22 protein-coding genes are annotated in these 21,200 nt (G+C 63.5%); 20 read left to right on the plus strand and 2 right to left on the minus strand.

The window, feature by feature from the left end; genetic code table 11:
- Positions 1 to 296: 296 nt before the first annotated feature.
- The 14 genes from BV95_RS07140 to BV95_RS07205 all read left to right on the plus strand — a co-directional run bounded on the left by BV95_RS07140 (position 297) and on the right by BV95_RS07205 (position 12,863).
- Positions 297 to 497, plus strand: a complete 201-nt coding sequence (locus BV95_RS07140) for a Flp family type IVb pilin (RefSeq protein WP_037449576.1) — start codon at positions 297 to 299, stop codon at positions 495 to 497.
- Between the two features lie 78 nt (positions 498 to 575).
- Entirely contained in the window at positions 576 to 1,505 is a 930-nt protein-coding gene (gene cpaB / locus BV95_RS07145) for a Flp pilus assembly protein CpaB (protein ID WP_174544442.1), read from the plus strand.
- Positions 1,506 to 1,515: 10 nt separating this feature from the next.
- A complete protein-coding gene (locus BV95_RS07150; protein ID WP_037449331.1) occupies positions 1,516 to 2,997 on the plus strand; it encodes a type II and III secretion system protein family protein in 1,482 nt (493 codons plus the stop codon).
- 14 nt (positions 2,998 to 3,011) lie between these two features.
- Positions 3,012 to 3,281 carry a hypothetical protein gene (locus BV95_RS07155; RefSeq protein WP_037449334.1) on the plus strand — a complete coding sequence of 90 codons (270 nt, stop codon included), beginning with the start codon at positions 3,012 to 3,014 and terminating at the stop codon, positions 3,279 to 3,281.
- 22 nt (positions 3,282 to 3,303) lie between these two features.
- Positions 3,304 to 4,935 (plus strand): pilus assembly protein TadG-related protein, encoded by a 1,632-nt coding sequence (locus BV95_RS24280; protein ID WP_037449337.1) that lies wholly within the window; start codon positions 3,304 to 3,306, stop codon positions 4,933 to 4,935.
- A gap of 8 nt (positions 4,936 to 4,943) precedes the next feature.
- Complete coding sequence (locus tag BV95_RS07165; protein ID WP_037449340.1) at positions 4,944 to 5,495, plus strand: TadE/TadG family type IV pilus assembly protein; 552 nt, start codon at positions 4,944 to 4,946, stop codon at positions 5,493 to 5,495.
- Entirely contained in the window at positions 5,492 to 6,160 is a 669-nt protein-coding gene (locus tag BV95_RS07170; RefSeq protein ID WP_037449344.1) for a TadE/TadG family type IV pilus assembly protein, read from the plus strand. The genes BV95_RS07165 and BV95_RS07170 overlap by 4 nt, the downstream gene beginning before the upstream one ends.
- Positions 6,161 to 6,171: 11 nt before the next feature.
- Positions 6,172 to 7,392 (plus strand): CpaE/TadZ family protein, encoded by a 1,221-nt coding sequence (locus BV95_RS07175; protein ID WP_234703114.1) that lies wholly within the window; start codon positions 6,172 to 6,174, stop codon positions 7,390 to 7,392.
- A complete protein-coding gene (locus BV95_RS07180; RefSeq protein WP_037449350.1) occupies positions 7,392 to 8,747 on the plus strand; it encodes a TadA family conjugal transfer-associated ATPase in 1,356 nt (451 codons plus the stop codon). Before BV95_RS07175 ends, BV95_RS07180 begins: the two co-directional genes overlap by 1 nt.
- On the plus strand, positions 8,747 to 9,748 hold the full coding sequence (locus BV95_RS07185; protein ID WP_037449353.1) for a type II secretion system F family protein: 1,002 nt from the start codon (positions 8,747 to 8,749) through the stop codon (positions 9,746 to 9,748). Before BV95_RS07180 ends, BV95_RS07185 begins: the two co-directional genes overlap by 1 nt.
- A gap of 4 nt (positions 9,749 to 9,752) precedes the next feature.
- On the plus strand, positions 9,753 to 10,721 hold the full coding sequence (locus BV95_RS07190; protein WP_037449356.1) for a type II secretion system F family protein: 969 nt from the start codon (positions 9,753 to 9,755) through the stop codon (positions 10,719 to 10,721).
- Positions 10,722 to 10,738: 17 nt separating this feature from the next.
- Positions 10,739 to 11,518, plus strand: a complete 780-nt coding sequence (locus BV95_RS07195; RefSeq protein WP_037449358.1) for a tetratricopeptide repeat protein — start codon at positions 10,739 to 10,741, stop codon at positions 11,516 to 11,518.
- Entirely contained in the window at positions 11,470 to 12,342 is an 873-nt protein-coding gene (locus BV95_RS07200; RefSeq protein ID WP_234703115.1) for a tetratricopeptide repeat protein, read from the plus strand. Before BV95_RS07195 ends, BV95_RS07200 begins: the two co-directional genes overlap by 49 nt.
- The gene (locus tag BV95_RS07205) at positions 12,339 to 12,863 is read left to right on the plus strand and encodes an A24 family peptidase (RefSeq protein ID WP_037449360.1); all 525 of its coding nucleotides are present in this window, start codon (positions 12,339 to 12,341) and stop codon (positions 12,861 to 12,863) included. The genes BV95_RS07200 and BV95_RS07205 overlap by 4 nt, the downstream gene beginning before the upstream one ends.
- A 207-nt stretch (positions 12,864 to 13,070) precedes the next feature.
- Here BV95_RS07205 and BV95_RS07210 read toward each other — a convergent pair whose 3' ends face one another.
- Both BV95_RS07210 and BV95_RS07215 read right to left on the minus strand, forming a co-directional pair.
- Positions 13,071 to 13,730 (minus strand): response regulator, encoded by a 660-nt coding sequence (locus BV95_RS07210; protein WP_037449361.1) that lies wholly within the window; start codon positions 13,728 to 13,730, stop codon positions 13,071 to 13,073.
- A complete protein-coding gene (locus tag BV95_RS07215; RefSeq protein WP_234703116.1) occupies positions 13,727 to 15,436 on the minus strand; it encodes a sensor histidine kinase in 1,710 nt (569 codons plus the stop codon). The genes BV95_RS07210 and BV95_RS07215 overlap by 4 nt, the downstream gene beginning before the upstream one ends.
- Before the next feature lie 200 nt (positions 15,437 to 15,636).
- On the opposite strand from BV95_RS07215, the gene recO reads away from it, so the two are divergent.
- The 6 genes from recO to BV95_RS07245 all read left to right on the plus strand — a co-directional run bounded on the left by recO (position 15,637) and on the right by BV95_RS07245 (position 20,883).
- Positions 15,637 to 16,371, plus strand: a complete 735-nt coding sequence (gene recO / locus BV95_RS07220) for a DNA repair protein RecO (RefSeq protein WP_037449367.1) — start codon at positions 15,637 to 15,639, stop codon at positions 16,369 to 16,371.
- Between the two features lie 109 nt (positions 16,372 to 16,480).
- Positions 16,481 to 17,527, plus strand: coding sequence for a 3-isopropylmalate dehydrogenase (gene leuB, locus BV95_RS07225; RefSeq protein ID WP_037449370.1), 1,047 nt, complete (start codon positions 16,481 to 16,483; stop codon positions 17,525 to 17,527).
- Between the two features lie 10 nt (positions 17,528 to 17,537).
- Positions 17,538 to 18,746: an O-succinylhomoserine sulfhydrylase gene (gene metZ / locus BV95_RS07230; RefSeq protein ID WP_037449373.1), complete on the plus strand. Its 1,209-nt coding sequence runs from the start codon at positions 17,538 to 17,540 to the stop codon at positions 18,744 to 18,746.
- A 33-nt stretch (positions 18,747 to 18,779) separates the two neighbouring features.
- Positions 18,780 to 19,178 carry a Co2+/Mg2+ efflux protein ApaG gene (gene apaG / locus BV95_RS07235; protein WP_037449376.1) on the plus strand — a complete coding sequence of 133 codons (399 nt, stop codon included), beginning with the start codon at positions 18,780 to 18,782 and terminating at the stop codon, positions 19,176 to 19,178.
- The gene (locus tag BV95_RS07240) at positions 19,175 to 19,966 is read left to right on the plus strand and encodes a LysR family transcriptional regulator (RefSeq protein WP_037449379.1); all 792 of its coding nucleotides are present in this window, start codon (positions 19,175 to 19,177) and stop codon (positions 19,964 to 19,966) included. The genes apaG and BV95_RS07240 overlap by 4 nt, the downstream gene beginning before the upstream one ends.
- Positions 19,967 to 20,211: 245 nt before the next feature.
- Positions 20,212 to 20,883 (plus strand): tetratricopeptide repeat protein, encoded by a 672-nt coding sequence (locus BV95_RS07245; protein ID WP_037449382.1) that lies wholly within the window; start codon positions 20,212 to 20,214, stop codon positions 20,881 to 20,883.
- Positions 20,884 to 21,200: the final 317 nt, after the last annotated feature.

Consider the following 21,200-nt stretch of genomic DNA (forward strand, 5'->3'; position numbering starts at 1 on the left):
GTCGAGACCCACGAAAACTGGCTCGAAGCCAACCGCTATCTCAACATGAACGACCTTAAGGAGATGAAGAAAGCCGATCTACGTCAAGCCGCCTAGCCAGCATGCCCGCCGCTATTTGCAGAACTTGACGCACACAACCTCAGCTTTGGTTCAATTTGACCCCAAGTTCTACGGGAACTGCCAACTGCCTGGCGACTGGAGATACCAGCGCTGGGGTCGCGAGGTGGACAGGCCCCTACCGTAGAACTGAGCAAGAGCGGCCGGTTATGGTTACCGGCGAAATAGGGGTGAAAGACATGACTTTTTTCAAGAACCTGTGGAATGATCAGAGCGGCGCTTCCGCTGCTGAGTATGCGCTGATCCTGGCGATCGTGGGCACGGGTATTGCCATCGCTGCGTGGAACCTTGGCGATGCCGTGAGCGGTGCGATGAACAATGCTAAGGATTGTATCGCTAGCGGTAGCGGCGCACAGGCCGTCGGCGATCTTGATTGCTGATACTTTGATTCTGCAAGAGTTGAAATAGAGAGCTATTTCAACTCTTGCAGCTACTTTGCAATTCCGGGGGGAGTTGTCGTGGGGCAGCGCAGATCTCTTATAGTCCTTGGCCTCGCAATATTGCTGGGCCTTGCGGCCGTTTTCATCGCCAACTCCTATCTGAGCCGTGCTGAAAAGGCGCCGGCAGCGGAAGGCGGAATGGCGAAGGTCGTCGTGGCGACCGTCTCTCTGCCCTTCGGATCGGCGGTCACAGCCGAGAAAATCCGCGTAGTTGACTGGCCCGCCAATTCGGTGCCGCCCGGTGCTTTCCGCGATCCCATCCAACTGACGTCGCTCGGCAAGGGCCGCGTGGTGCTCCGGCAGATCGAACCGGGCGAACCGATCCTGGCCTCCAAGCTTTCCGGAGAAGGGGGGCGCGCCACCATGTCGGCGGTGCTTGCCCCGGAAATGCGCGCCGTCGCCGTCCGCGTCAGCGATGTGGCCGCCGCGGGCGGCTTTGTGCTTCCGGGCGATACGGTCGACGTCTTCGTCACGCGCACGTTTCAGGACCCGATGGGCGGCGCCAGCCAGCAGATCACCGACGTGCTGCTGCAAGGCACCCGCGTGATCGCCATCGACCAGAACGCTAACGACACTTCGAAAGACCCGGCCGTCGGCAAGACCGCCACGCTAGAGGTCAATCAGGTCGACGCGCAGAAGCTGGTACTGGCCCAGCAGGTGGGGCAACTCACCCTGGTCCTGCGCAACCTGACCGACAAGCCCAATCCGGCGGTGCAGACCGTGGGGATAGAGGATCTGCGCGACGGCGCCTATGTCGGCGGATATGCCGGACCCCGCGCTCGCGTCGCTGACATGGCCTATCTTCCGCCGCGCCCCACGTCCGCCTTCCGTCCGGCACGCCGTGCCGTGCCAAAGAACATGAATGCCCTGCCATCAACCGCATCGGTCGAGATCGTGCGCGGCACAACCGGCACCAGCTATGAGGTGAAGCGTTATGGTTCCCGCTAAGTCCTTGCCGATGCTGGCGTCCCTGCTGGCGCTGGGCGCCGGGGCGTCGCTGCTGCCGATGCAGGCGCAGGCCCAGATCGCCTCCCTCAACCTCAGCAACGCCAATCATGCCGGTCAACTCGACGTGCCGCTCAACAAGAGCCAGGTGCTGACGGTCGACCGGCCCTTTGCCAAGGCGCTGGTCGGCAATGCGGAAATCGCCGATGTCCTGCCCATGACCAACCGCTCGGTCTATGTGCTGGGCAAGAAGATGGGCACGACCAGCCTGACCCTCTATGACAGCCGCAACATGATGATCGCGGTGGTTGACGTGGCGGTCGGGCCGGACGTCGTGACGCTGAAGCGGCAATTGTCGGACCTGCTGCCGGGCCAGCCCATCGGCGCGCGCATCTCCAATGACTCGGTGGTGCTGACAGGCACCGTGTCCAGCGCGGCGGCGGTCGATCGGGCGGTGCAGATCGCCAAGACCTATGCCGGGGACAAGGTCGTCAACATGATGTCGGTGGGCGCGGCGCAGCAGGTGATGCTGGAGGTGCGCTTCTCCGAAATGTCGCGCGGCGCGGCCAAGCAGTTCGGCATCAACACCGCCTTCCTGTCCGACAGCGGCAAGGTGGTGGGCGGCATCGGCAATGCGGCGCAATCCTCCGCCATCCTGTCCGACACCAATGGGCGGCCTATCGTCGACTTGGGTAAGATACTCGACAGCTTCGGCATCGGCGCGGCCAATTATTCGATAGGCAGCCTCAACCTCACCACCGCGCTCGACGCGCTGGAACGCAAGGGCGTGGTGACCACGCTTGCGGAGCCGACGCTGATCGCACTTTCGGGCGAAACGGCGTCCTTCCTGGCGGGCGGCGAATTTCCTATTCCGGTGGCACAGAGCAACAGTGGCGGCAGCAGCGGCGGCAATGGCGGCAACGCCATCACCATCGAATTCAAGCCGTTCGGCGTCAGCCTGGGCTTCACGCCCACGGTGCTGGATGATGGCATCATCAACCTGGTCGTGGAGCCGGAGGTCAGTTCCATCGATCCTTCGGCATCGGTGACGGTCAACGGTCTCACCATTCCCGGTCTTCAGACGCGGCGGGCCAGCACCACGCTGGAACTGCGCGATGGGCAGTCCTTTGCCTTGGCGGGCCTGCTGCGCAAGGATTTCCAGGATACGGTGCGGCAGTTCCCGATTTTGGGTTCCATCCCGATCATCGGCGCGCTGTTCCGGTCGAGCGGTTTCCAGAAGAGCGAGAGCGAACTGGTCATCATCGTGACTCCGCGTCTGGTGAAGCCGATGCGGGCGGAGGATGTCGTTTTGCCCACCGACCGGGTGAAGCCGCCCCATGAGTTGGACCTGTTTCTGATGGGGCGGACTGACAAGGCGGTGGGCATCAACCCGCTCGATCCCAACGCGATGCCGCCCGAAGCGCCGAAAAAAGCGCCCGCGCCGGCGAAGGAAGCGCCCGCTTCGGGCAAGGCGCCCAGCGGATATGAATTGTGAGCAGGAGGCTGACCATGCGCGTGGCTTATCTTGGAAGCGCCCTGCTGCTGCCGCTGCTGGCGGGTTGCACGGCGAACGACCCGACCTTTGGCGGTGCGGTGCGCAGCAATTACGCGATGCAGGTGATCAATCCCGATCCGCATTATGAGGGTACGCTGGTAGAGGGCGGCAATGGCGAGACCTCCGCAGCGGCCGTGGAGCGCTATCGCACCGATAAGGTGAAGAAGCCCCAGACGATGCATACCACCAGCGGCGCCAGCGGCGGTGGCGGCGGTGCGAACTGATTGAGGGAGAAGGAGTGACTTCATGTCCGGCGCACGAAAAGGACTGTTGCAGTCGACCGGAGGCGCAGTTGCGCCTACGGTCGCGCTGTCGCTTTTCGGGCTGATTGCGGCGGGCGGGATCGCTTTTGATTATGCGCGGATGGCGGGCCTGGATACCGAACTGCAAAACGCAGCGGATCAGGCAGCATTGGCGGCGGCAAGCCAACTCGACGGGACGAGTACGGCGATCACGCGAGCCACCAGCGCCGCGCAGTCTTTGATCGTCAACCAGACGCGTTTTGCCAATGACGGCAATGCTTCGGGATTGTCGGTCACCGTGCCTACCCTGACATTTTATTCCAGCTACGATCAGGATGCCGATACCGGCACGGTTACGACCAGCGCCACCGCCGCGAAATTTGTGCAGGTGTCGGTGGGAACTCGAGAGGCGGTCTACGCCCTGACGCCGGTTGTTCAGCTTTTTCGGTCAGGTAATTTGAACGCGTTTGCGACGGCTGGATTGGGTTCGGCGATTTGCAAAGTGCCGCCTCTGATGTTGTGCATTCCGTCGGAAACCTTTCCTTCCTCTGCTGACATAGGGGATGGACTGCGTTTGCAGCCTGGTCCGCAGACAGGGGCCTGGGTGCCGGGTGATTATGGCTATCTGGATTTCGGAAACGGCGCGAGTGGGCTTGCCACCAACCTGGGCGCGAACAACCAGGCCGCCAACTGCATGGATAATTCCGGCGGATTGCAGACGGAGCCTGGCAATAAGGCAAGCGTCACGGAAGCGCTGAATACAAGATTCGATCTTGATGCAGGCAAGAAATATAGTTGCTCCACCAGCACAGGGGATTACTGTCCGGCAGAGAATGTCGGCAAGGATTTCGCGCGGAAGGAAGAGGTCGAGTTCAAAAATGTGGATCCGGCGCTACCCCCTGCAAATCCAGGTTGTGGAGCGACCAATGGAAACGGAGCCAACGGCCCTAAAGTTACCATTTCTGATTTCGAACAATATCCGAACGCAAAGGGATTTACGCGGGACACTTGTCATATAGACGGCAGTTGTACGAGCAACTTCGGCAACGGTACATGGGATGTTGCTGGATATTTTGCCGCCAACCATCCGGCCGATGCGGTTCCCAGCGGTGCAGCGGCGAGCCGCTACAACGTCTATAAATGGGAATTGGAACAAAAATCGCTGCGTCTTCCGACCCGTCTGATCAGTTCGACATCGGCCCAGAGCAGCAATGGCGGGGGAGGTGGCGGCAGTAACGGCGGCGGCGGCAGCAATGGCGGCGGCGGCGGTGGCAGCAACGGCGGTGGCGGTGGTAGTGGCGGCGGGGGAAGTGCCAACGTAACATATACCTACACCAACTATTGCGCCTATCCCCAACCCGTAAACGCAACGGCCGTCGCGGCCAGCGCTACGCAGAAGGACCGACGTATCCTGACTATCGCCGCTGTGGATTGCACGGGCTTGAACGGCAGGAGTTCGGTCAAGGTCAAGAAATGGGTGGATGTTTTGCTCGTCGAACCGTCTGTCACCAGAACGTCGCCCTATTCGACTGGAAAGGAACAAATCTACGTTGAGGTGATCGGCGAAGCCACCAAGCCAGGGGGAGCCAATGCATTTCAATATTATGGCCGAAATCGGCCTTATCTACTGAAATGAGGCGGCGGGTGAAATCTTTGTGGACGGATCGTTCCGGCAGCGCCGCTGTGGAGATGGCTCTCGTCTCTCCACTGCTCATTGTCTTGATGTTCGGCAGTTTTGAACTCGGCAACTATTTCATGAGCGAACATGCGGTTGCCAAGGCCGTACGGGATGGCGCGCGTTATGCCAGTCGGCTGCCGATATCGACCTATAGCTGTCCAAGTGGCGGGGCCGATGGTTCGGCCGGCAGTTTTGCAACCGGCACCACAGCCCAGCAAAGTCAGATCAGGAACATCACGCGCACCGGCAGCATTGACGGCTCCGCCACGCCCCGGCTCTCCTATTGGAGCGCGGCGCAGGAATCTGCCGGTCTGCCTACGGGAAGCCCGATCACTTTGACCATCACATGCAGGTTGGCCAGTAATTTCTCAGGCGCATTATCGGGCATGCCGGGCAATATTCCCGTCATCACGGTGGCAGCGAATGTTCGTTATCCCTCGGTGTTGACGCAAGTCGGGTTTGCCAGCGCCAACCTGCGCTTGAATTCGCAATCCCAAGCGCCGGTTATGGGGCTATGAAGAGCTTGCGTGTCCTTTTCAACGATCGGCGCGCCAGTTCCGCAGCCGAATTCGCTTTGGTGCTGCCTTTGCTGTTGATCTTCCTGATCGGGATCATCGATGTTGGACGGCTGTTGTGGACAATAAACCGCGTGGAAAAGGCAACGCAGATGGGGGTGCGTTATGCCATCGTGACCACCCCTGTTCCAGCAAAGCTCAGCAATCTATCGGCGTCGAAGGTTTCCGGGGTAGGGCTGACGGATTCAAGCGGCAAAGTACTGACCAGCGGCGATTCCCTTGATCAATATGATATGGGAAAGTTTACTTACAGTATAGCGAGCAATGACAGTGAAACTGCTGCCCCAACATGCCAGTTCACGGCCCCGGCCACTAACTGCAACTTTCTAGGCAGCATTTCCACCACCTCTTTCGATGCGATTTACAATTGGATGAAGAATTTCCTTCCGGAATTGAAACGCAAAAATATCGAAATAAGCTATTCCAATTCAGGATTGGGTTATGCGGGCGATCCTACAGGGCGGGATTTTTATCCCGTGGTTACGGTATCTGTGAAAAATCTCGCTTTTCAGCCGCGCAGCTTGGCTGTGTTTGGAACCAGCTTTACTCTTCGAACCATCAGCGCCGCTCTCACCATGGAAGACGGCCAGGGCTCGGCATCAAATTGAGGGACAAGATAGTGGGCATCGTGACGAACGCAGCGGAACCCGCCGAAAGCTGGACCCTCAATATCGGGGATGAGGGGCTTCACCTGATCCTCTCCGAGCAGGAGGTGCAAGCGTCCGACATATTGGGCGATCGCCTGACCGGCCAGGCGCTGACCCTGTCCATGCTGGCCGCCAGCGCGCCGGTGCCGCCTCAACTGATTGCCGAAGCCAAGGCGATCATCGTGGAGGTGCAGCCCGGCAACGAAGCATCCATGGCGCGGCTCGCCGGGTTGCGCGCCGCCAATCCGAAGCTGATGCTGGTCGCGGCGGTGCGCGATGCGCAGATCGCGGTCGTGCGCGCCTTGCTGCGCAGCGGGATCAACGACGTCATCGAATTGCCGCTGCGCGCTCATGACCTGGCGGCGATATTGGACGATCTGAAGAGCCGCATCGCCGCGACCCGCCAGGACGACGTCAGGACGGGCCAGATCGTCTCGATCATCAAGAGCGTCGGCGGCGTCGGCGCGACCACCATCGCGACGCAGGCCGCCAGCCTGCACGCCCGTTCCGCGAAACAGCAGGGTGCCGAAATCTGCCTGTTCGACCTGGATATACAGTTCGGCAATGCGGGCACCTTCCTGGGCATTTCCTCGCCGCTGACGCTGGCGGACCTGCTGAATGGGGGCAATCGCGTCGACGGCGAATTGTTGCGCACCGTTACCGTGGAAACCTCCACCGGCCTGCGGCTGGTGACCGCTCCGGCGGAGATCATGCCGATCGAGGCGGTGAACGCCGACCAGATATTCCGCATCGTCGAACTGGCGCAGCGCAATTTCGATACGGTCTATCTGGACCTGCCGGGCAACTGGACCAACTGGTCGATGTCGCTGGTGGCGCGTTCGCAGGTCGTGTTCCTGGTGTGTGAACTGACCATCGCCAGCCTGCGGCAGGCGCGGCGGCAGATTTCGCTGCTGCGCGACCAGGACATTGATCCTTCGCGCATCCATGTCATCGCCAATCGCGTCGAGAAGAAATTCTTCCGCGCCATCGGCCTGGAGGATGCGGCGGCCGCGCTGGATCATCCGGTGAAGCTGAGCATCGCCAATGACTTCCCGCTGGTCAGTTCCGCGCTCGACCAGGGCGTGTTGATCCAGGAACTGAAGGCGCGCAGCCGCATCTGCAAGGATTTGCAGGACGTTGTCGATTGTTGCGTACAGACGGCCGAGGCCGAACGTCAGGCGGAGAAGGGCTGATGTGGCAGATCCGAAAAGGGGAACGGGGCGACCCGCGGGACGAGGTCGGGCCGACCGAGACGGAAGCGGTCCACTGGGAAGAGGACCGGCACACCGAACTGAAGGTCGCGCTGCATCAGAAGCTGCTCGACCTCATCAACCTCGCCGCGCTGGAAACCATGTCGCGGGCGCAGGTGGAAGTCGAAGTGGGCGAGATCGTCCATGAGCAACTGGCGCTACAGAAACATGCGCTCAATCTGGAAGAGCGTCGGCGGCTGGTGTCGGACATATTGGACGAACTGCTGGGGCTGGGGCCGCTTGAGCCGCTGCTGAAGGACCACAGCATCACCGACATATTGGTGAACGGCCACAAGATCGTGTTCGTCGAACGCAACGGCCGCCTGGTGGAGACCGCTACCCGGTTCAAGGATGAGAAGCATCTGCTGCGCATCATCCAGAAGATCGTCGCTGCGGTCGGGCGGCGGATCGATGAAGCGTCGCCCTTTGTCGATGCGCGCCTGGCGGACGGTTCCCGCGTCAATGCGGTGGTGCCGCCGCTGGCGATCGACGGGTCGCTGCTCTCCATCCGCAAGTTCGCGAAAGTGCCGATCAGCATGGCGCGGCTCACCGAATTGGGCAGCGTTCCCGCGCCGATGGCGCAGGTCTTGTCGGCGGTGGTGGCGGCGCGCCGCAATGTGCTGATCTCCGGCGGCACGGGATCGGGCAAGACGACGTTGCTCAACGCCATGTCGGCCGCCATCGACGAACATGAGCGCATCGTCACCATAGAGGATAGCGCCGAACTGCAATTGCAGCAGCGCCATGTGGCCCGTCTGGAAACCCGCCCCGCCAATATCGAGGGCCGCGGCGAAGTCACCCAGCGCGATCTGGTGAAGAATGCGCTGCGCATGCGGCCCGACCGCATCATCGTGGGCGAAGTCCGCGCCGGGGAGGCGTTCGACATGCTCCAGGCGATGAACACCGGCCATGACGGGTCGATGACCACCGTCCACGCCAACACCGCCCGCGACGCGTTGTCCCGCGTGGAACAGATGATCGGCATGAGCGGCATCGACATCTCGCCCCGGTCGGCGCGGGCGCAGATCGCATCGGCGCTGAACGTGGTCGTGCAGGTGGGGCGCCTGGCCGACGGCCGCCGTCGCCTGCTCAGCCTGTCGGAGATCACCGGCATGGAAGGGGAGGTCATCACCATGCAGGAAATCTTCCGCTTCAAGATGACTGGGCGCGACGAAAACGATATGGTGCGCGGCCATTTCGAGGCGACCGGCATCCGTCCCAAATTCATGAACGAACTGGCCGACCGGGGGATAACCCTTCCCGCCGAACTGTTCCGCCCCGATGCGGTGATCCACTGATGAACCCGCTCTATATCCGCCTGTTCGTGCTGATCCTGCTGTTCGCGGCGGTGCTGTTGCTGATAGAGGGCATTGCGGGCTGGATGCGCGCCAGAGCGACGACCGACCGCGTGGTCAACCGGCGGTTGAAGATGATCGCGGCGGGCTTCGAACGCAGCACCGTCCTCTCCAAGCTGCGGCGGAGCGACGAGGCGGTGAGTTTCGACCGCTCCACCCTGTTCGGCCGCGCCGGGCTGGGCGTGATGCGGGTGCTGCACGGCGCGGGGCTGACTTTCCCGGCGCGCACGGTGCTGATGGCGATGTTGATCGCGACGGGGCTGCTGTTCCTGATGGTGATGATCGGCGGCATGGCGGCTGGCTATGCGCTGACGGCGGGCATGTTCGTGATGGCGGCGGCATTCGCGGGGGCGCTGGGCATCATGCTGCCGATGATGGTGCTGACGCGCCTGGCCCAGCGGCGCCGCAAGAAGATGGAGGAGCAGTTTCCGGTCGCGCTCGACACGTTCGTCCGGGGCCTGCGCGCCGGGCATCCCATCGCCGCCGCGCTCGACCTGCTGACCAAGGAGATGCGCGATCCCATCGGCAGCGAATTCGGCATTGTGGTCGACGAAGTCACCTATGGCGCGGACCTGCGCGACGCGCTGCAACGCATGGCGGAACGCTGGGACATGAATGAGATGCACATGTTCGTCATCTCCCTGTCGGTGCAGAGCGAGACGGGCGGCAATCTGGCCGAAATCCTCGAAAATCTATCGGCCGTGATCCGCGAGCGGGCCAGCCTGTTCATGAAGGTGCGGGCGCTGAGTTCCGAAGGGCGGATGACGGCGGTGATGCTGACGGCGCTGCCCATATTGGCCTTTGTCGGTCTGTTCCTGGTCAATCCGGCCTTCTATCTGGATGTCGCGCAGGAAAAGATGTTCATCGTCGGCTTCGTCGGCTTGATCACTCTCTATATCATCGGCTTCGTCACGATACGCCGCATGGTCGACCTGAAGGTGTGATGCGATGCTGAACACGGCAATCATGATCCAGTTGCGGCCCTTCATCCTGGGGTTGCTGTTCATAGCCATCGTGGCGCTGGTCTTCGGCCTGTCGGAGATCGTCATGCGCAACGCGCGGGTCCGCAGCCGCCTCGACATCGTCGGGGATGCGGGCGGCGCGGCGCAGGGCAGCCAGACGCTGCGCGGCGAACGGAACGACGGCGAATGGAAGAAGCTGGTCGACCGGATCGAGAAAATGGGCATTTCCCTGGTCGACACCAACAATGTGGGCCTGCGCCGGCGGCTGATCGCGGCAGGCTATATGTCGCCGGAAGCGCCGAAGCTGTTCACCTTCTTCCGGCTGGTGCTGACCTTCGCCTTGCCCGCGATCTTCGTCGTCATGGCGCTCAGCAAGGCGGAGCCGCCGAGCGCGCTCAAACTCTATTTCATCGCGTCGCTGCTGGCGGTGCTGGGCCTTTATTTGCCGAACCTCTTCATTTCCGCGAAGGCGGCGCGGCGGCAGGAAGCGATCGTCCATGGCTTTCCCGACGCGCTGGACCTGATGCTGGTCTGCGTCGAGGCGGGGCTGGGGCTGGAGGCGGCGATGGACCGCGTCGGCCGCGAACTGGCCCTGTCGCATCCGCTGGTGTCGGCGGCGTTGGGCAAGGTGGTGCTGGAGCTGCGCGCCGGGCGCAGCCGCCAGGACGCGCTGCGGCGCATGGCCGACGATGTGGACGTGGATGAGATCCGGTCTTTCGCGACGCTGCTGATCCAGTCCGACCAACTGGGGTCCAGCGTCGGCCAGACGCTGCGCGTCTATGCTGCGGAAATGCGGGAAAAGCGGCGGATGCGTGCTGAGGAAAAGGCGCATCGCTTACCGGTGTTGCTGTCGGTGCCGCTGGTCGCCTGCATGTTGCCGGTGATGATCGGCGTGCTGATGCTGCCCGCCGTGGTGCGCGTGGTGCGCGACATTCTGCCGGTCATGACGCGTTAGGACAAGAGGAGGGGGCCATGAAAAAAGGGGTATTGGCAGTCGCTCTGATCATGGCGACGGCAGCGTGCGCTTCGCCGCAAAAGGGCGTGCTGTCGATCAGGCCCGTCAATCAGCAGGCGGACGGCGCGGCGCAAGATGCGCTGGCGCGGGGCGACCTGCTGTTCACGCGGGGGGAATATGCGCTGGCGCTGGACGCCTTTCGCCGGGCGGTACGCAACGATCCTGCTGACGCGCATGGCCTGAACGGCGTGGCGATCAGCTATGCGGCGATGGGGCGGCACGATCTGGCTCGCGAATTTTTCGAACTGGCGCTGGCGCGCGCGCCGCAGGATGCGCGCATCGCCCGCAACTTTGCCCGTAGCCTGTCGGCGCAGGGTCTGAAGGGAGAGGCCGACGCGCTGCTGGCGCAGGCGGGCGCGGCGGCGACCGGCGCGCCTGCGACCGCTCGCCCGACATTGGCGCAACTGGCCTCCGCCGCTCCCGCCGCGCGTCCTGCGCAAATGGCGGGTGTGGAACTGGAGCGGATCTCGCTGGGCGAGGTGCGGCTGCGAACGATGGAGACGAGCGCCCCGGCCGAGCGGATCAGGCCGCAACTGACGACCCGGATCGTGACCGGGGAGGAAGCGAAGCGCGAACTGACAGCGCCGATCATCACCGTCGACAGGCCCGAAACCGTTGCGCGGCCGAATGCGGGGATAGCTGAGGCTCGACCCGAACCACAGGCGAACGACGGCACGTTCGAACGGCTATGGAGAAGCATCATGCGTCCGGCCGGGCGGAAGGGCGAGCGGGGGTGATCTGGGCACTGCTCCTGTCGGCGGCCGTTCCGCAGGCTGCGGCGGTTCCCGCCCTGCCGCCTTCGCCGCCGCTGGACTATGCCCGGCTGGTGGATGAGGCGATCGACGGAGGCCGCATCATCCAGGCGGAGGCGATGCTGACCCAGTGGCGCGGGCAGGCGCGGACCGAAGACAGCCAGCCGATCGAGATTGCGACGGCGCGCATGGCGCTGGAAAAGCGCCGCGACGAAGAGGCGATGACGCGCTTCACCGCGCTCCGCCAGAGCGGCGTCAAAAATTGCCGGGTCGATGAGGGGCAGGGGATTGCCCTGTTGCGGCTGGGCCGGTCGCAGGAGGCGCTGGAACCGCTGCGCCGGGCGGTGGATGTCTGCCCGGACCGTTGGCGGGCGTGGAACGGGCTGGGCGTGGCCTATGATCAGGCGCAATCCTGGGCGCTGAGCGCGGCGGCCTATGAACGGGCGTTCCAACTGACGGACAAACCGGCGCAGATCCTCAATAATTACGGCCTTTCGCTGCTCAAACAGGGTAAGGCGGACAAGGCGGCGGTGATCTTCGACAGGGCGCGAGAAAGCGCGCCGGACGATGTGCGGATCATCACCAACGGCGATACCGCCTATGTGATGTCGGGGCAGGACATACACCGCCGCCCCGCCGATACGGCCGATGAATGGGGACGGCGGCTCAGCAATGCGGGGCAGGTCGCGATGAGGATGGGCGATCTGCCCAGGGCGCAGGCCTATCTCAGCCGCGCCGTGACGGAGGCGGATGGCTTCGTGCCGGACGCGGCCGATGCGCTCGCCGCCATGGGGAGTGCAGGGAAATGATGAAGGATATGGTTCTGCTCGCCGTCTCCCTGGTGCTGATCGCGGCGGCGGTCGAGGATATGGCGCGGCTGCGCATATCCAATATTTTTCCGTTACTGGTCATCGGGCTTTATGCCGTCTGGGTCGCCGTGGCGGGATGGGAGAATGATATCTGGCGCAACGGCACTGTCTTTCTGGTGATGTTCGCGCTCGGCTGCGGGTTGTTCGCGATGCGCTGGATGGGCGGCGGGGACATCAAGCTGATGAGCGCCTGCGCGCTATGGTTCGACTGGGTGGGGGTGGTGCCCTGGCTGGTCTATGTGACAGTCGGCGGCGGGGTGTTGGCGCTGGTGCTCATGATCGGACGGCGGCTGGTGCCGCAGGGCGTGCGGGAAGGTTCGTCCATCGCGCTGTTCGACAAGAAAGGGCCGATCCCCTATGGCGTGGCGATCGCGCTGGGGACGATCATGGCGCTTTATATGGCGGGGCCGAATCCCAGCGGGATCGCCCATATGCCCGATTTCGTTCACGGATTGCGCTGAAGCTTTCGGTGGGTATTGGCTATTAGGGGACATTAAATCCTCCCTACGCGCAGCGTGGGGAGGGGGACCGGCCGAAGGCTGGTGGAGGGGAAATGGCGTGACCTGCGCATCTTCCCCTCCGTCAGCGCTTCGCGCTGCCACCTCCCCATCTATCGATGGGGAGGAATAAGGAAGGTTCGCAATCTACCCTTATCCGCCAACCGTCCTTTAATGCTCCATCCCCACGGCGGGCATTTCGCTGTCCATCGACATCATCATGATGATCAGTTCGGAGCGCGACTTGATGTTGAGCTTCTGGAAAATGCTGTGCAGGTGCACCTTCACTGTGCCCTCGGTCAGCCCGCAGCGCCCCGCGATCTCCCGGTTCCGCAAGCCTGCCCGGATCAGCCCGGCGATTTCCAGTTCGCGGTCGGTCAATGCCGCCAGCACATTGGCCTCGTTGGCGGGCGCGGAAATGCTGTGCACCAGCGCCTGTTCCATGACGAAGGGCGCGATGCTCTTGTTGCCGCCCATCACCTGCTGGATGCAGGACAGAAGTTCGTTGGGATCGCTGTCCTTCAACACCACGCCGTCGACGCCCAGCTTGATCGCCTCCAGCGTCTGTTCCGGCCGAATATGCACGGTCATGAAGATGACCGGCACCGTGCTGCCGCCGTTGCGCAGCGCCGACAATATCGCCAGGCCGCCGCCGCTCTTCATGCTGACGTCCAGGATCAGCAGGTCCGGCTCGCCCGTCTCCATCCGCTCCAGCGCTTCTTCGACCGATCGGGCGCAGAATAATATGTCATGGCCATGGGAGTTCAGGAACTGCGCCATGCCGTCCAGGAAGATCGGATGATCGTCGACTATCGCAATCTGGGCCATCATATCGGAGACCTTGGTAAAGAGGAGGGTAGTCTGATGGAGATCAGGGAATTCATGCTCAGATTATGAAAATAGGCGGTTCCGCCGATCTTGCCCAGCCGCTTCATGATCGATTGCGACTGGAGTTCGAAGTCGCCGGTATAGCTTTCCCTGGCGACGGCCTGCGGTCCCGGATTGTCCTTCAGGGCGATCAATATCTCATCGTCGGCCTGCGCGATCGATACGGTGATGTGGCGCGCATTGGCATGTTTCACCGCATTGGCGGCGGCTTCGCGGATCAGGAATTCGACCTCCGCCGCCGTTTCGGCCGATACGGTCATGGATCGTTCGGCCAGGTTCAGGCGGCAGTCGATCGCCCATTGCAGCGCGATGAAGCGGCAGCAGCGCTCCACCTGCCGGCCCAGATCGACATCGCCTTGCCCCGGAACCGGGCTTTGCTGGCTGAGCAGGCGGCGCAGATGGGCCTGTTCGGCCGTCACCAGCTCTTCCATCGACTTTAATTCCGCCAACTTGTCCGGAACGCCCGCGTCAGACAGGCCGTGGATCGTCGTCGCCAGCCGGACGCGCAGCGCCGCCAGCGTTTGCAGCACGCTGTCGTGCAGGTCGCGGCTCAGCGCCTGCCGCGCTTCGGCGAAGGTCCGCTGCCGCCAGGCGAGGAAGAAGAAATGCCGCTCCAGGAAAAGGTCGATCCCCTCCTGTATGCGGAGGCAGCGCAGCAGCAGGGCGGGCGACCAGCCATGGCTGGTCCCGATGAACAGCCGCCCGCGCAATTCCCCGGCCTGGATATGGAAGCTCGCCCCCTGGCCGGGACCGAACACGTCCGATATGGTTTCCGTCAGGTCCGCCGCCCGCTCGTTCCTCAATATGCCCAGACGGCTGCGCAGCAGCAGCCGGGGCGACTGGGTGGAATAGAGGAAGGGCGCCTCCCGCGGCGTCACGTTCGACAGGCCGTCAATCTGCTTCTGCGGCAGGACGAGGTGGCGCACGCCCTCCGCATCGCCCAGTTCGCAATGGACGGCAGTGTCGTCCGTCATTTCCCAGACGAGCGCGCAATAGCGGGAGTTCATCAATTGGGAGATCTGCTCCACCAGGAATTGCGCCAGCGATTTCTGGAAGGAAAGGCCGACGCCCTGCAATCGTTCCGACCAGCTTATCAGCCGCCGTTCCAGGATGTTCATGCTCAACATGGACGCCGCGATGACGCAGCCGATGACGATGGTCAGGCTGTCTATGGCGCGGTCCACGGCGGGCACGTGGCGGGCAGAGGCCCAGCTTTCATAATAGCCGCGAACGATGAAGGCGAAGATCAGGCAAATGCCCAATATGAGGACCGCGCCGCGGCCGAACCGGTCCGACGCCGACCATGCGACGAAGAACAGGCATCCCAGCGCTGCGATCTGCAACGGCTCGCACAGGACGATAGCCGTCAGGAAGATGATCAGATCGAATATCAGGAAGATGGGGCGCAACAGCAGGCCCAGCGGCGGCGTCAGCGAATTCTGCGCGATGCTGATCGCCGTCCATGTCCATACGGCGGCCTTCAGCAGCAACGCCGTATGGGCGAATTCCGGTTCGTTGCCGAACATGGCGCCGACCTGCCAGGTCGCGGCAGCCGAAAAGGCGACGCGGGATATGGCGAAACCCAGCGTCGGCGAACGTCCCAGCCAAAGCACCAGGCGATCCATCGCGGAAGATGACGCCAAGGGCATGTGATACATGGCGAAATTTGTCCCCCGACAAGTCCCCGGAGATAATTGTGCGCATGACCCGATGGAAAAGCAACCTATAACGAAAGGCAGAAGCTCGCGATGCGGCGATTCTGGACGATTTCGGGACAATCGGGCTTCAACAGGCGGGCGTGAACGGGGCGCGGATGGCGCGACGGACCGTTGACCGTTAAGAGGACGGCATGGCGACGCTGATCACCCCGGCCCTTGTCTGCGCCCTGCGGCCCCATGGCGAACATGGCGCGATCGCGCGGCTGCTGACGCCCGATCATGGCCTGCTTGCTGGCTATGTGCGGGGCGGGCGCTCGCGCCGGATGCGGCCCGTCCTGCTGCCGGGCAACGCCGTCAAGGCCGAGTTCCGCGCCCGGACGGAGGAGCAACTGGCCGGTTTGACCGTCGAACTGGATCATAGCCGCGCCCCGTTGCTGGCGGAGCCGCTTCCGGCGGCGGCCATCGACTGGGCCTGCGCCTTGACGGCGGTCGCGCTGCCGGAAGGGACGCCCTATCCCGCGCTCTATCAGGCGCTGGACGGCGTGCTGGGTGCGGTGGAGGCGGCGCCTGCGGCCAGGGGCTGGGCGGCGGCGCTGATCCGTTACGAATTGCTGATGCTGGCGGAACTGGGATTCGGGCTGGATTTGACCCGTTGCGCGGCGACCGGCGGCAGGGACGATCTGGCCTATATATCCCCGCGCAGCGCGGCGGCGGTCAGCCGGGCAGGGGCGGCCGGTTATGAGGACCGGTTGCTGCCCCTGCCAGCTTTCCTGCTGGAGGGAGGGGCAGGGGATTGGCCCGCCATATTGGATGGGCTGCGGCTGACGGGCTTCTTCCTCGAACGCTCCGTCCTTACCGATTGGCGCGTGGATGTGCTGGCGGCGCGGGAGCGGTTGGTGGATCGGTTGAAAAGGGTTGTCGCCTAAATCGGGGGCGCACCGTGTTCGGCGCGCTTCCTTTTCCCCTTTGCCTAAAGGCTTGCGCTGGCGGCGGCGGCTTCATAAGGGGCGGCGACGCGTTTGAAGGAGTTGCCCCATGTTGATCGCCCTGTTCCCCGGAGACGGTATCGGTCCTGAGATCGTCGCCCAGGCGAAGCGCGTGCTGGACGCGCTGGCGATCCCCGGCATCACCTATGAGGAAGGGCTGGTCGGCGGCGCGGCCTATAAGGCGGTCGGCCATCCTCTGCCGCCCGAAACGCTGGAACTGGCGAAGCGCGCCGATGCGATCCTGTTCGGCGCGGTGGGCGATCCCGATTGCGACTCGCTGGAACGGCATCTGCGGCCGGAGCAGGCGATATTGGGCCTGCGCAAGGAACTGGGCCTCTTCTCCAACCTGCGTCCCGCCAAGGTATTCCCCGAACTGGCCGACGCCTCCGCGCTCAAGCAGGAGGTGGCGAGCGCCATCGACCTGCTAATCGTGCGCGAAACCAACGGCGACGTCTATTTCGGCGAAAAGGGCATGCGCAAGACGCCCGAAGGGCTGCGCGAAGGCTATGACATCATGTCCTATAATGAGGAGCAGGTGCGCAAGATCGCGCATCAGGGCTTCCTGGCGGCGCGTGCCCGCCGGGGCAAGCTCTGCTCGGTGGACAAGGCCAATGTGCTGGAGACGAGCCAGCTTTGGCGCGATGTGGTGATCGAAGTGTCGGCGGATTATCCCGACGTCGCATTGAGCCACATGTATGTCGACAATGCCGCGATGCAGTTGGTGCGCAATCCGGGCCAGTTCGACGTGATCGTCACCGGCAACATGTTCGGCGATATCCTGTCCGACCAGGCGAGCATGTGTGTCGGTTCCATCGGCATGCTGGCGTCGGCCACGCTCAACGACAGCAACCAGGGCCTGTACGAGCCGATCCACGGTTCCGCGCCCGACATTGCCGGGCAGGGCAAGGCCAATCCGCTGGCAACGGTCCTGTCGGCGGGGATGATGCTGCGTTACTCGCTGAACCTGCCGGAACAGGCCGACCGCATCGAGGCCGCCGTGGCCAAGGCGCTCGCCAACGGCGCGCGCAGCTTCGATCTGGGCGGGACGATGAACACGGTCGAAATGGGCGACGCCGTGCTGGCCGCGCTGAACTGAGGATAGGACGATGAAGCGCAAGAGCGGACAGAATCCCGAAATCACCCGCAACTGGCGTCCCGCGACGCTCGCCGTGCGCGGCGGCAGCGCCCGCACCGAATATGGCGAGACGTCGGAGGCGCTGTTCCTGACCAGTGGCTACAGCTACGACCGGGCGGAGGATGCCGCGGCGCGCTTCGCCGGGGAGCAGGAGGGCATGACCTATTCCCGCCTCCAGAATCCCACGGTGGAGATGCTGGAGCAGCGCATCGCCCTGCTGGAGGGCGCTGAGGCCTGCCGCGCCACGGCGAGCGGCATGGCGGCGATGACGGCGGCTCTGCTGTGCCAGTTGTCGGCGGGCGACCATGTGGTGGCGGGCAAGGCGCTGTTCGGCTCCTGCCGCTGGCTGACCGACACGCTGCTGCCGAAGTTCGGGATCGAGACGACGACGGTCGACGCGACCGACAATGCGGCGTGGGAAGCGGCGATCCGTCCCAATACCAAGGTCTTCTTCTTCGAAACCCCGGCCAATCCGACGATGGACGTGGCGGACATGACCGCCATTTGCGGCATCGCGAAGGCGCACGGCATCGTCAGCGTCGTCGACAACGCCTTCGCCACGCCCGCGCTCCAGCGGCCGATGGAGTTCGGCGCGGATGTCGTGGCCTATAGCGCGACCAAGATGATGGACGGGCAGGGCCGCGTCCTTGCGGGCGCGATCTGCGGCACGGAGGATTTCATCGTCAACACGCTGCTGCCCTTCCACCGCAACACCGGGCCGACGCTGAGCGCGTTCAACGCCTGGGTCGTGCTGAAGGGTCTGGAGACGCTGGACCTGCGCATCCGCCGCCAGAGCGAAAATGCGTTGAAGGTCGCGCAATTCCTGGAAGGGCGCGTGGCGAAAGTCCTGTATCCGGGCCTGGAAAGCCATCCGCAACATGCCCTCGCGTGCAAGCAGATGGAGATGGCCGGTCCCATTTTCTCCCTCTATGTCGGCGGCGGCCGGGCGGAGGCGCATGGGTTGCTCAATGGCCTGGAACTGGTCGACATCAGCAACAATATCGGCGATTCGCGCTCGCTGATGACGCACCCGGCCTCCACCACCCATTATGGCATGGCGGAAGCGGCGCGGCTGGAGGTCGGCATCACGGAGGATATGCTGCGCCTCAACGTCGGGCTGGAAGACCCGGACGACGTGATCGAGGATCTGGATCGCGCTTTGAAGTCGATAGGCCGTTGACGGAACAGGGGTGAAAGGCGCATTTCTTAAGCCGTGAACGCACTTTTCCCCTTCCACGCCACGACGCGCGACATCAACGTGCACGTGGCCGTCACCTTCCTGCCGGAACAGTCGGAACCGGACCGGGGCCGCTGGTTCTGGGCCTATCATATCCGCATAGAGAATGACGGGAGCCAGCCTATTCAACTGCTGACCCGCCACTGGATCATCACCGACGGGCGGGGCGCGCAGCACCGGGTCGACGGAGACGGCGTCGTGGGGGAACAGCCGGTGGTGCAGCCGGGCAAAAGCTATGACTATGTGTCGGGCTGCCCGCTCAATACGCCGACCGGTTCGATGAAGGGGCATTATCACATGATCGGCGCCAGCGGCGAGACGTTCGACATCGCCATCCCCCATTTCGCGCTGATCGCGCCTGCGGTGGCCGAATGAAGCGTACCCATTTGCCGCTCAACGGCCTGCGCGTGCTGGACGCGGCGGCGCGGCACCTGTCTTTCACCCGCGCGGCTGACGAACTGGCGGTGACGCCTGCCGCCGTAGGGCAGCAGATACGCGCGCTGGAAGACCTGCTGGGCGTCGTCCTGTTCCGCCGCACGCCCAAGGGGCTGGAACTGACGCCGGAGACGGAGGCGGGCCTTGCCGCCCTGCGCGCCGGATTCCTGGAGTTCGAGGAAGCGGTGCGCGCCATGCAGGCGGGCCAGTCCAGCAGTTCGCTCACCATCGCCGCGCCCCGCGACATCACCGCCAAATGGCTCCAGCCGCGCCTTGCGGGCTATGCGGCCAGCCAGCCGGACCTGAAGTTCGCGCTGGTCGCGGCGGACGAGACGCTGGATTTCACCGAGGCCAATCTGGACATCGCCCTGCGCCTTGCCGAAGGGCCGGGGGAGAATGAGGGCATCAAGCTGGGCGAAGCGTCCTTCGTCACTGTCGAAGCGGCGCAGGGCGGCCCCGACCATCGCATCGAATGGCCCGGCTGCCCCAAGGGGGACGCGCCCGCGACCATCCGCGTTGCCGATGCGGGACTGGCGATAGAGGCGGCGGCCAACGGCTTCGGCCATGCCTGCGTACCTTTCCTGCTCGTGCAGGCGGACATGGCGGCAGGACGTGTTCGGCAGGTCGGCGACGCCGCGCCTTCGCCGCTGGCCTATTGGCTGATCGCGCCATTGCCGCAGTGGCGGCAGAAGAAGGTCAAGGCATTGGTCGAGGCGCTGACGGGATAGGGACTTGCCCTATTCCTCCCCATCGAGAGATGGGGAGGGGGACCGCGCGAAGCGTGGTGGAGGGGAAAGGGGCACGACCTCCGAATTTCCCCTCCACCACTCGCTACGCGAGCGGTCCCCCTCCCCACGCTTCGCGTAGGGAGGATTTTAATGTTCGCATTTGCCTACTCCCATACCGCTTGCACTTTCTTAATCCTCTCGCGCATAGCCTGTACCGGTAGGGCTTAGCGCGGAGAGGATGGGCCATGACCGGCGGCAGGACGGGCTGGATATTGCGGAGTGTCTTGCTGCTCTGCCTGACGCCGCCGTTGCATGCGCAGGCGCCCTATGTGCCGGACGTCACCGAAGCGCGGGAAAAGGAATGGCGTAAGCTGGTGGCGGCGTCCCAAGCGGCCTACGCGTCGGGCAAGCCAGCCGACGGCGTCGATCCGGCGCGCAAGGGGCTGGCGCTGGCTGACGATCTGTTCGGCCCGGACGATCCCCGCACGCTGATTTCCGCCAACGACCTGGCGCTGCAACTGGAAGCGACGGGATCTTATCGGGAGGCGGAAGGCCTGTACCGGCGCGTCTTCGACAGCTATTTGCGGACGCGAGGGGAGGACGATCCCAACACCCAGCTTGCCCTCGAAAATCTGGTCGATTTCTATGTGGCGCGCAATCGCCATGACGCGGCGGGGCCGCTGGCCGATTATGCGCTGCGCAGCTTCCGGCGGACCACTGGCGCGGGCAGCGCGCGCAGCCAGCGCATGGAACGGATCGTCGCCGCCATGCCGAAACCGGCTCCCGTCGCGCCGCCGCCGTCCGAAACCGTGGAGGATGCGGCGACGGCGTCCCCGGCAGACCCCGTGCGGCAAGTCGAGAATGTGGAAAAAATACCGTCCCCCGCAATGGAACCGACAGACGAAAACCGCCCTTGATCGCGGATATCCTTGTTTTTTCTTGCCTAGTCCTGAGAAATTAACCTTGGATATAAGTCGTCGGGAGAATTGATTAAAATAATGCGGCGGTTATTCCTGATTCTTGTCGGAGGGGGTTGATTTTCCATAGCTTATCGCCGGTCGCAGGCTGACCGGACGAAGCCGGGGAAAGGAAAGCACGGCTCCGCAAGATAAGCCTATGGGTCGCAATCAGGACGGGCGGTCGGCTGAACAAGCCGGTCGCCCGTTTCCGCATTCACCTTGTCGCATTTCATTTCCATCGATGCGTTTCGGATGAGCCGACAGGCGGTCGACTC

Source organism: Sphingobium chlorophenolicum (assembly GCF_000722875.1).
In the GTDB taxonomy this organism is placed as follows: Bacteria; Pseudomonadota; Alphaproteobacteria; order Sphingomonadales; family Sphingomonadaceae; genus Sphingobium; species Sphingobium chlorophenolicum.

What these genes read in the sequence shown, in the direction of transcription:
- BV95_RS07140 (WP_037449576.1), top strand. Translation starts at nt 297, where the DNA reads ATGACTTTTTTCAAGAACCTGTGGAATGATCAGAGCGGCGCTTCCGCT.
- BV95_RS07150 (WP_037449331.1), top strand. Translation starts at nt 1,516, where the DNA reads ATGCTGGCGTCCCTGCTGGCGCTGGGCGCCGGGGCGTCGCTGCTGCCG.
- BV95_RS07155 (WP_037449334.1), top strand. Translation starts at nt 3,012, where the DNA reads ATGCGCGTGGCTTATCTTGGAAGCGCCCTGCTGCTGCCGCTGCTGGCG.
- BV95_RS24280 (WP_037449337.1), top strand. Translation starts at nt 3,304, where the DNA reads ATGTCCGGCGCACGAAAAGGACTGTTGCAGTCGACCGGAGGCGCAGTT.
- BV95_RS07170 (WP_037449344.1), top strand. Translation starts at nt 5,492, where the DNA reads ATGAAGAGCTTGCGTGTCCTTTTCAACGATCGGCGCGCCAGTTCCGCA.
- BV95_RS07180 (WP_037449350.1), top strand. Translation starts at nt 7,392, where the DNA reads ATGTGGCAGATCCGAAAAGGGGAACGGGGCGACCCGCGGGACGAGGTC.
- BV95_RS07185 (WP_037449353.1), top strand. Translation starts at nt 8,747, where the DNA reads ATGAACCCGCTCTATATCCGCCTGTTCGTGCTGATCCTGCTGTTCGCG.
- BV95_RS07190 (WP_037449356.1), top strand. Translation starts at nt 9,753, where the DNA reads ATGCTGAACACGGCAATCATGATCCAGTTGCGGCCCTTCATCCTGGGG.
- BV95_RS07195 (WP_037449358.1), top strand. Translation starts at nt 10,739, where the DNA reads ATGAAAAAAGGGGTATTGGCAGTCGCTCTGATCATGGCGACGGCAGCG.
- BV95_RS07200 (WP_234703115.1), top strand. Translation starts at nt 11,470, where the DNA reads ATGGAGAAGCATCATGCGTCCGGCCGGGCGGAAGGGCGAGCGGGGGTG.
- BV95_RS07205 (WP_037449360.1), top strand. Translation starts at nt 12,339, where the DNA reads ATGATGAAGGATATGGTTCTGCTCGCCGTCTCCCTGGTGCTGATCGCG.
- BV95_RS07210 (WP_037449361.1), bottom strand. Translation starts at nt 13,730, where the DNA reads ATGATGGCCCAGATTGCGATAGTCGACGATCATCCGATCTTCCTGGAC.
- BV95_RS07215 (WP_234703116.1), bottom strand. Translation starts at nt 15,436, where the DNA reads ATGCCCTTGGCGTCATCTTCCGCGATGGATCGCCTGGTGCTTTGGCTG.
- recO (WP_037449367.1), top strand. Translation starts at nt 15,637, where the DNA reads ATGGCGACGCTGATCACCCCGGCCCTTGTCTGCGCCCTGCGGCCCCAT.
- leuB (WP_037449370.1), top strand. Translation starts at nt 16,481, where the DNA reads ATGTTGATCGCCCTGTTCCCCGGAGACGGTATCGGTCCTGAGATCGTC.
- metZ (WP_037449373.1), top strand. Translation starts at nt 17,538, where the DNA reads ATGAAGCGCAAGAGCGGACAGAATCCCGAAATCACCCGCAACTGGCGT.
- BV95_RS07240 (WP_037449379.1), top strand. Translation starts at nt 19,175, where the DNA reads ATGAAGCGTACCCATTTGCCGCTCAACGGCCTGCGCGTGCTGGACGCG.
- BV95_RS07245 (WP_037449382.1), top strand. Translation starts at nt 20,212, where the DNA reads ATGACCGGCGGCAGGACGGGCTGGATATTGCGGAGTGTCTTGCTGCTC.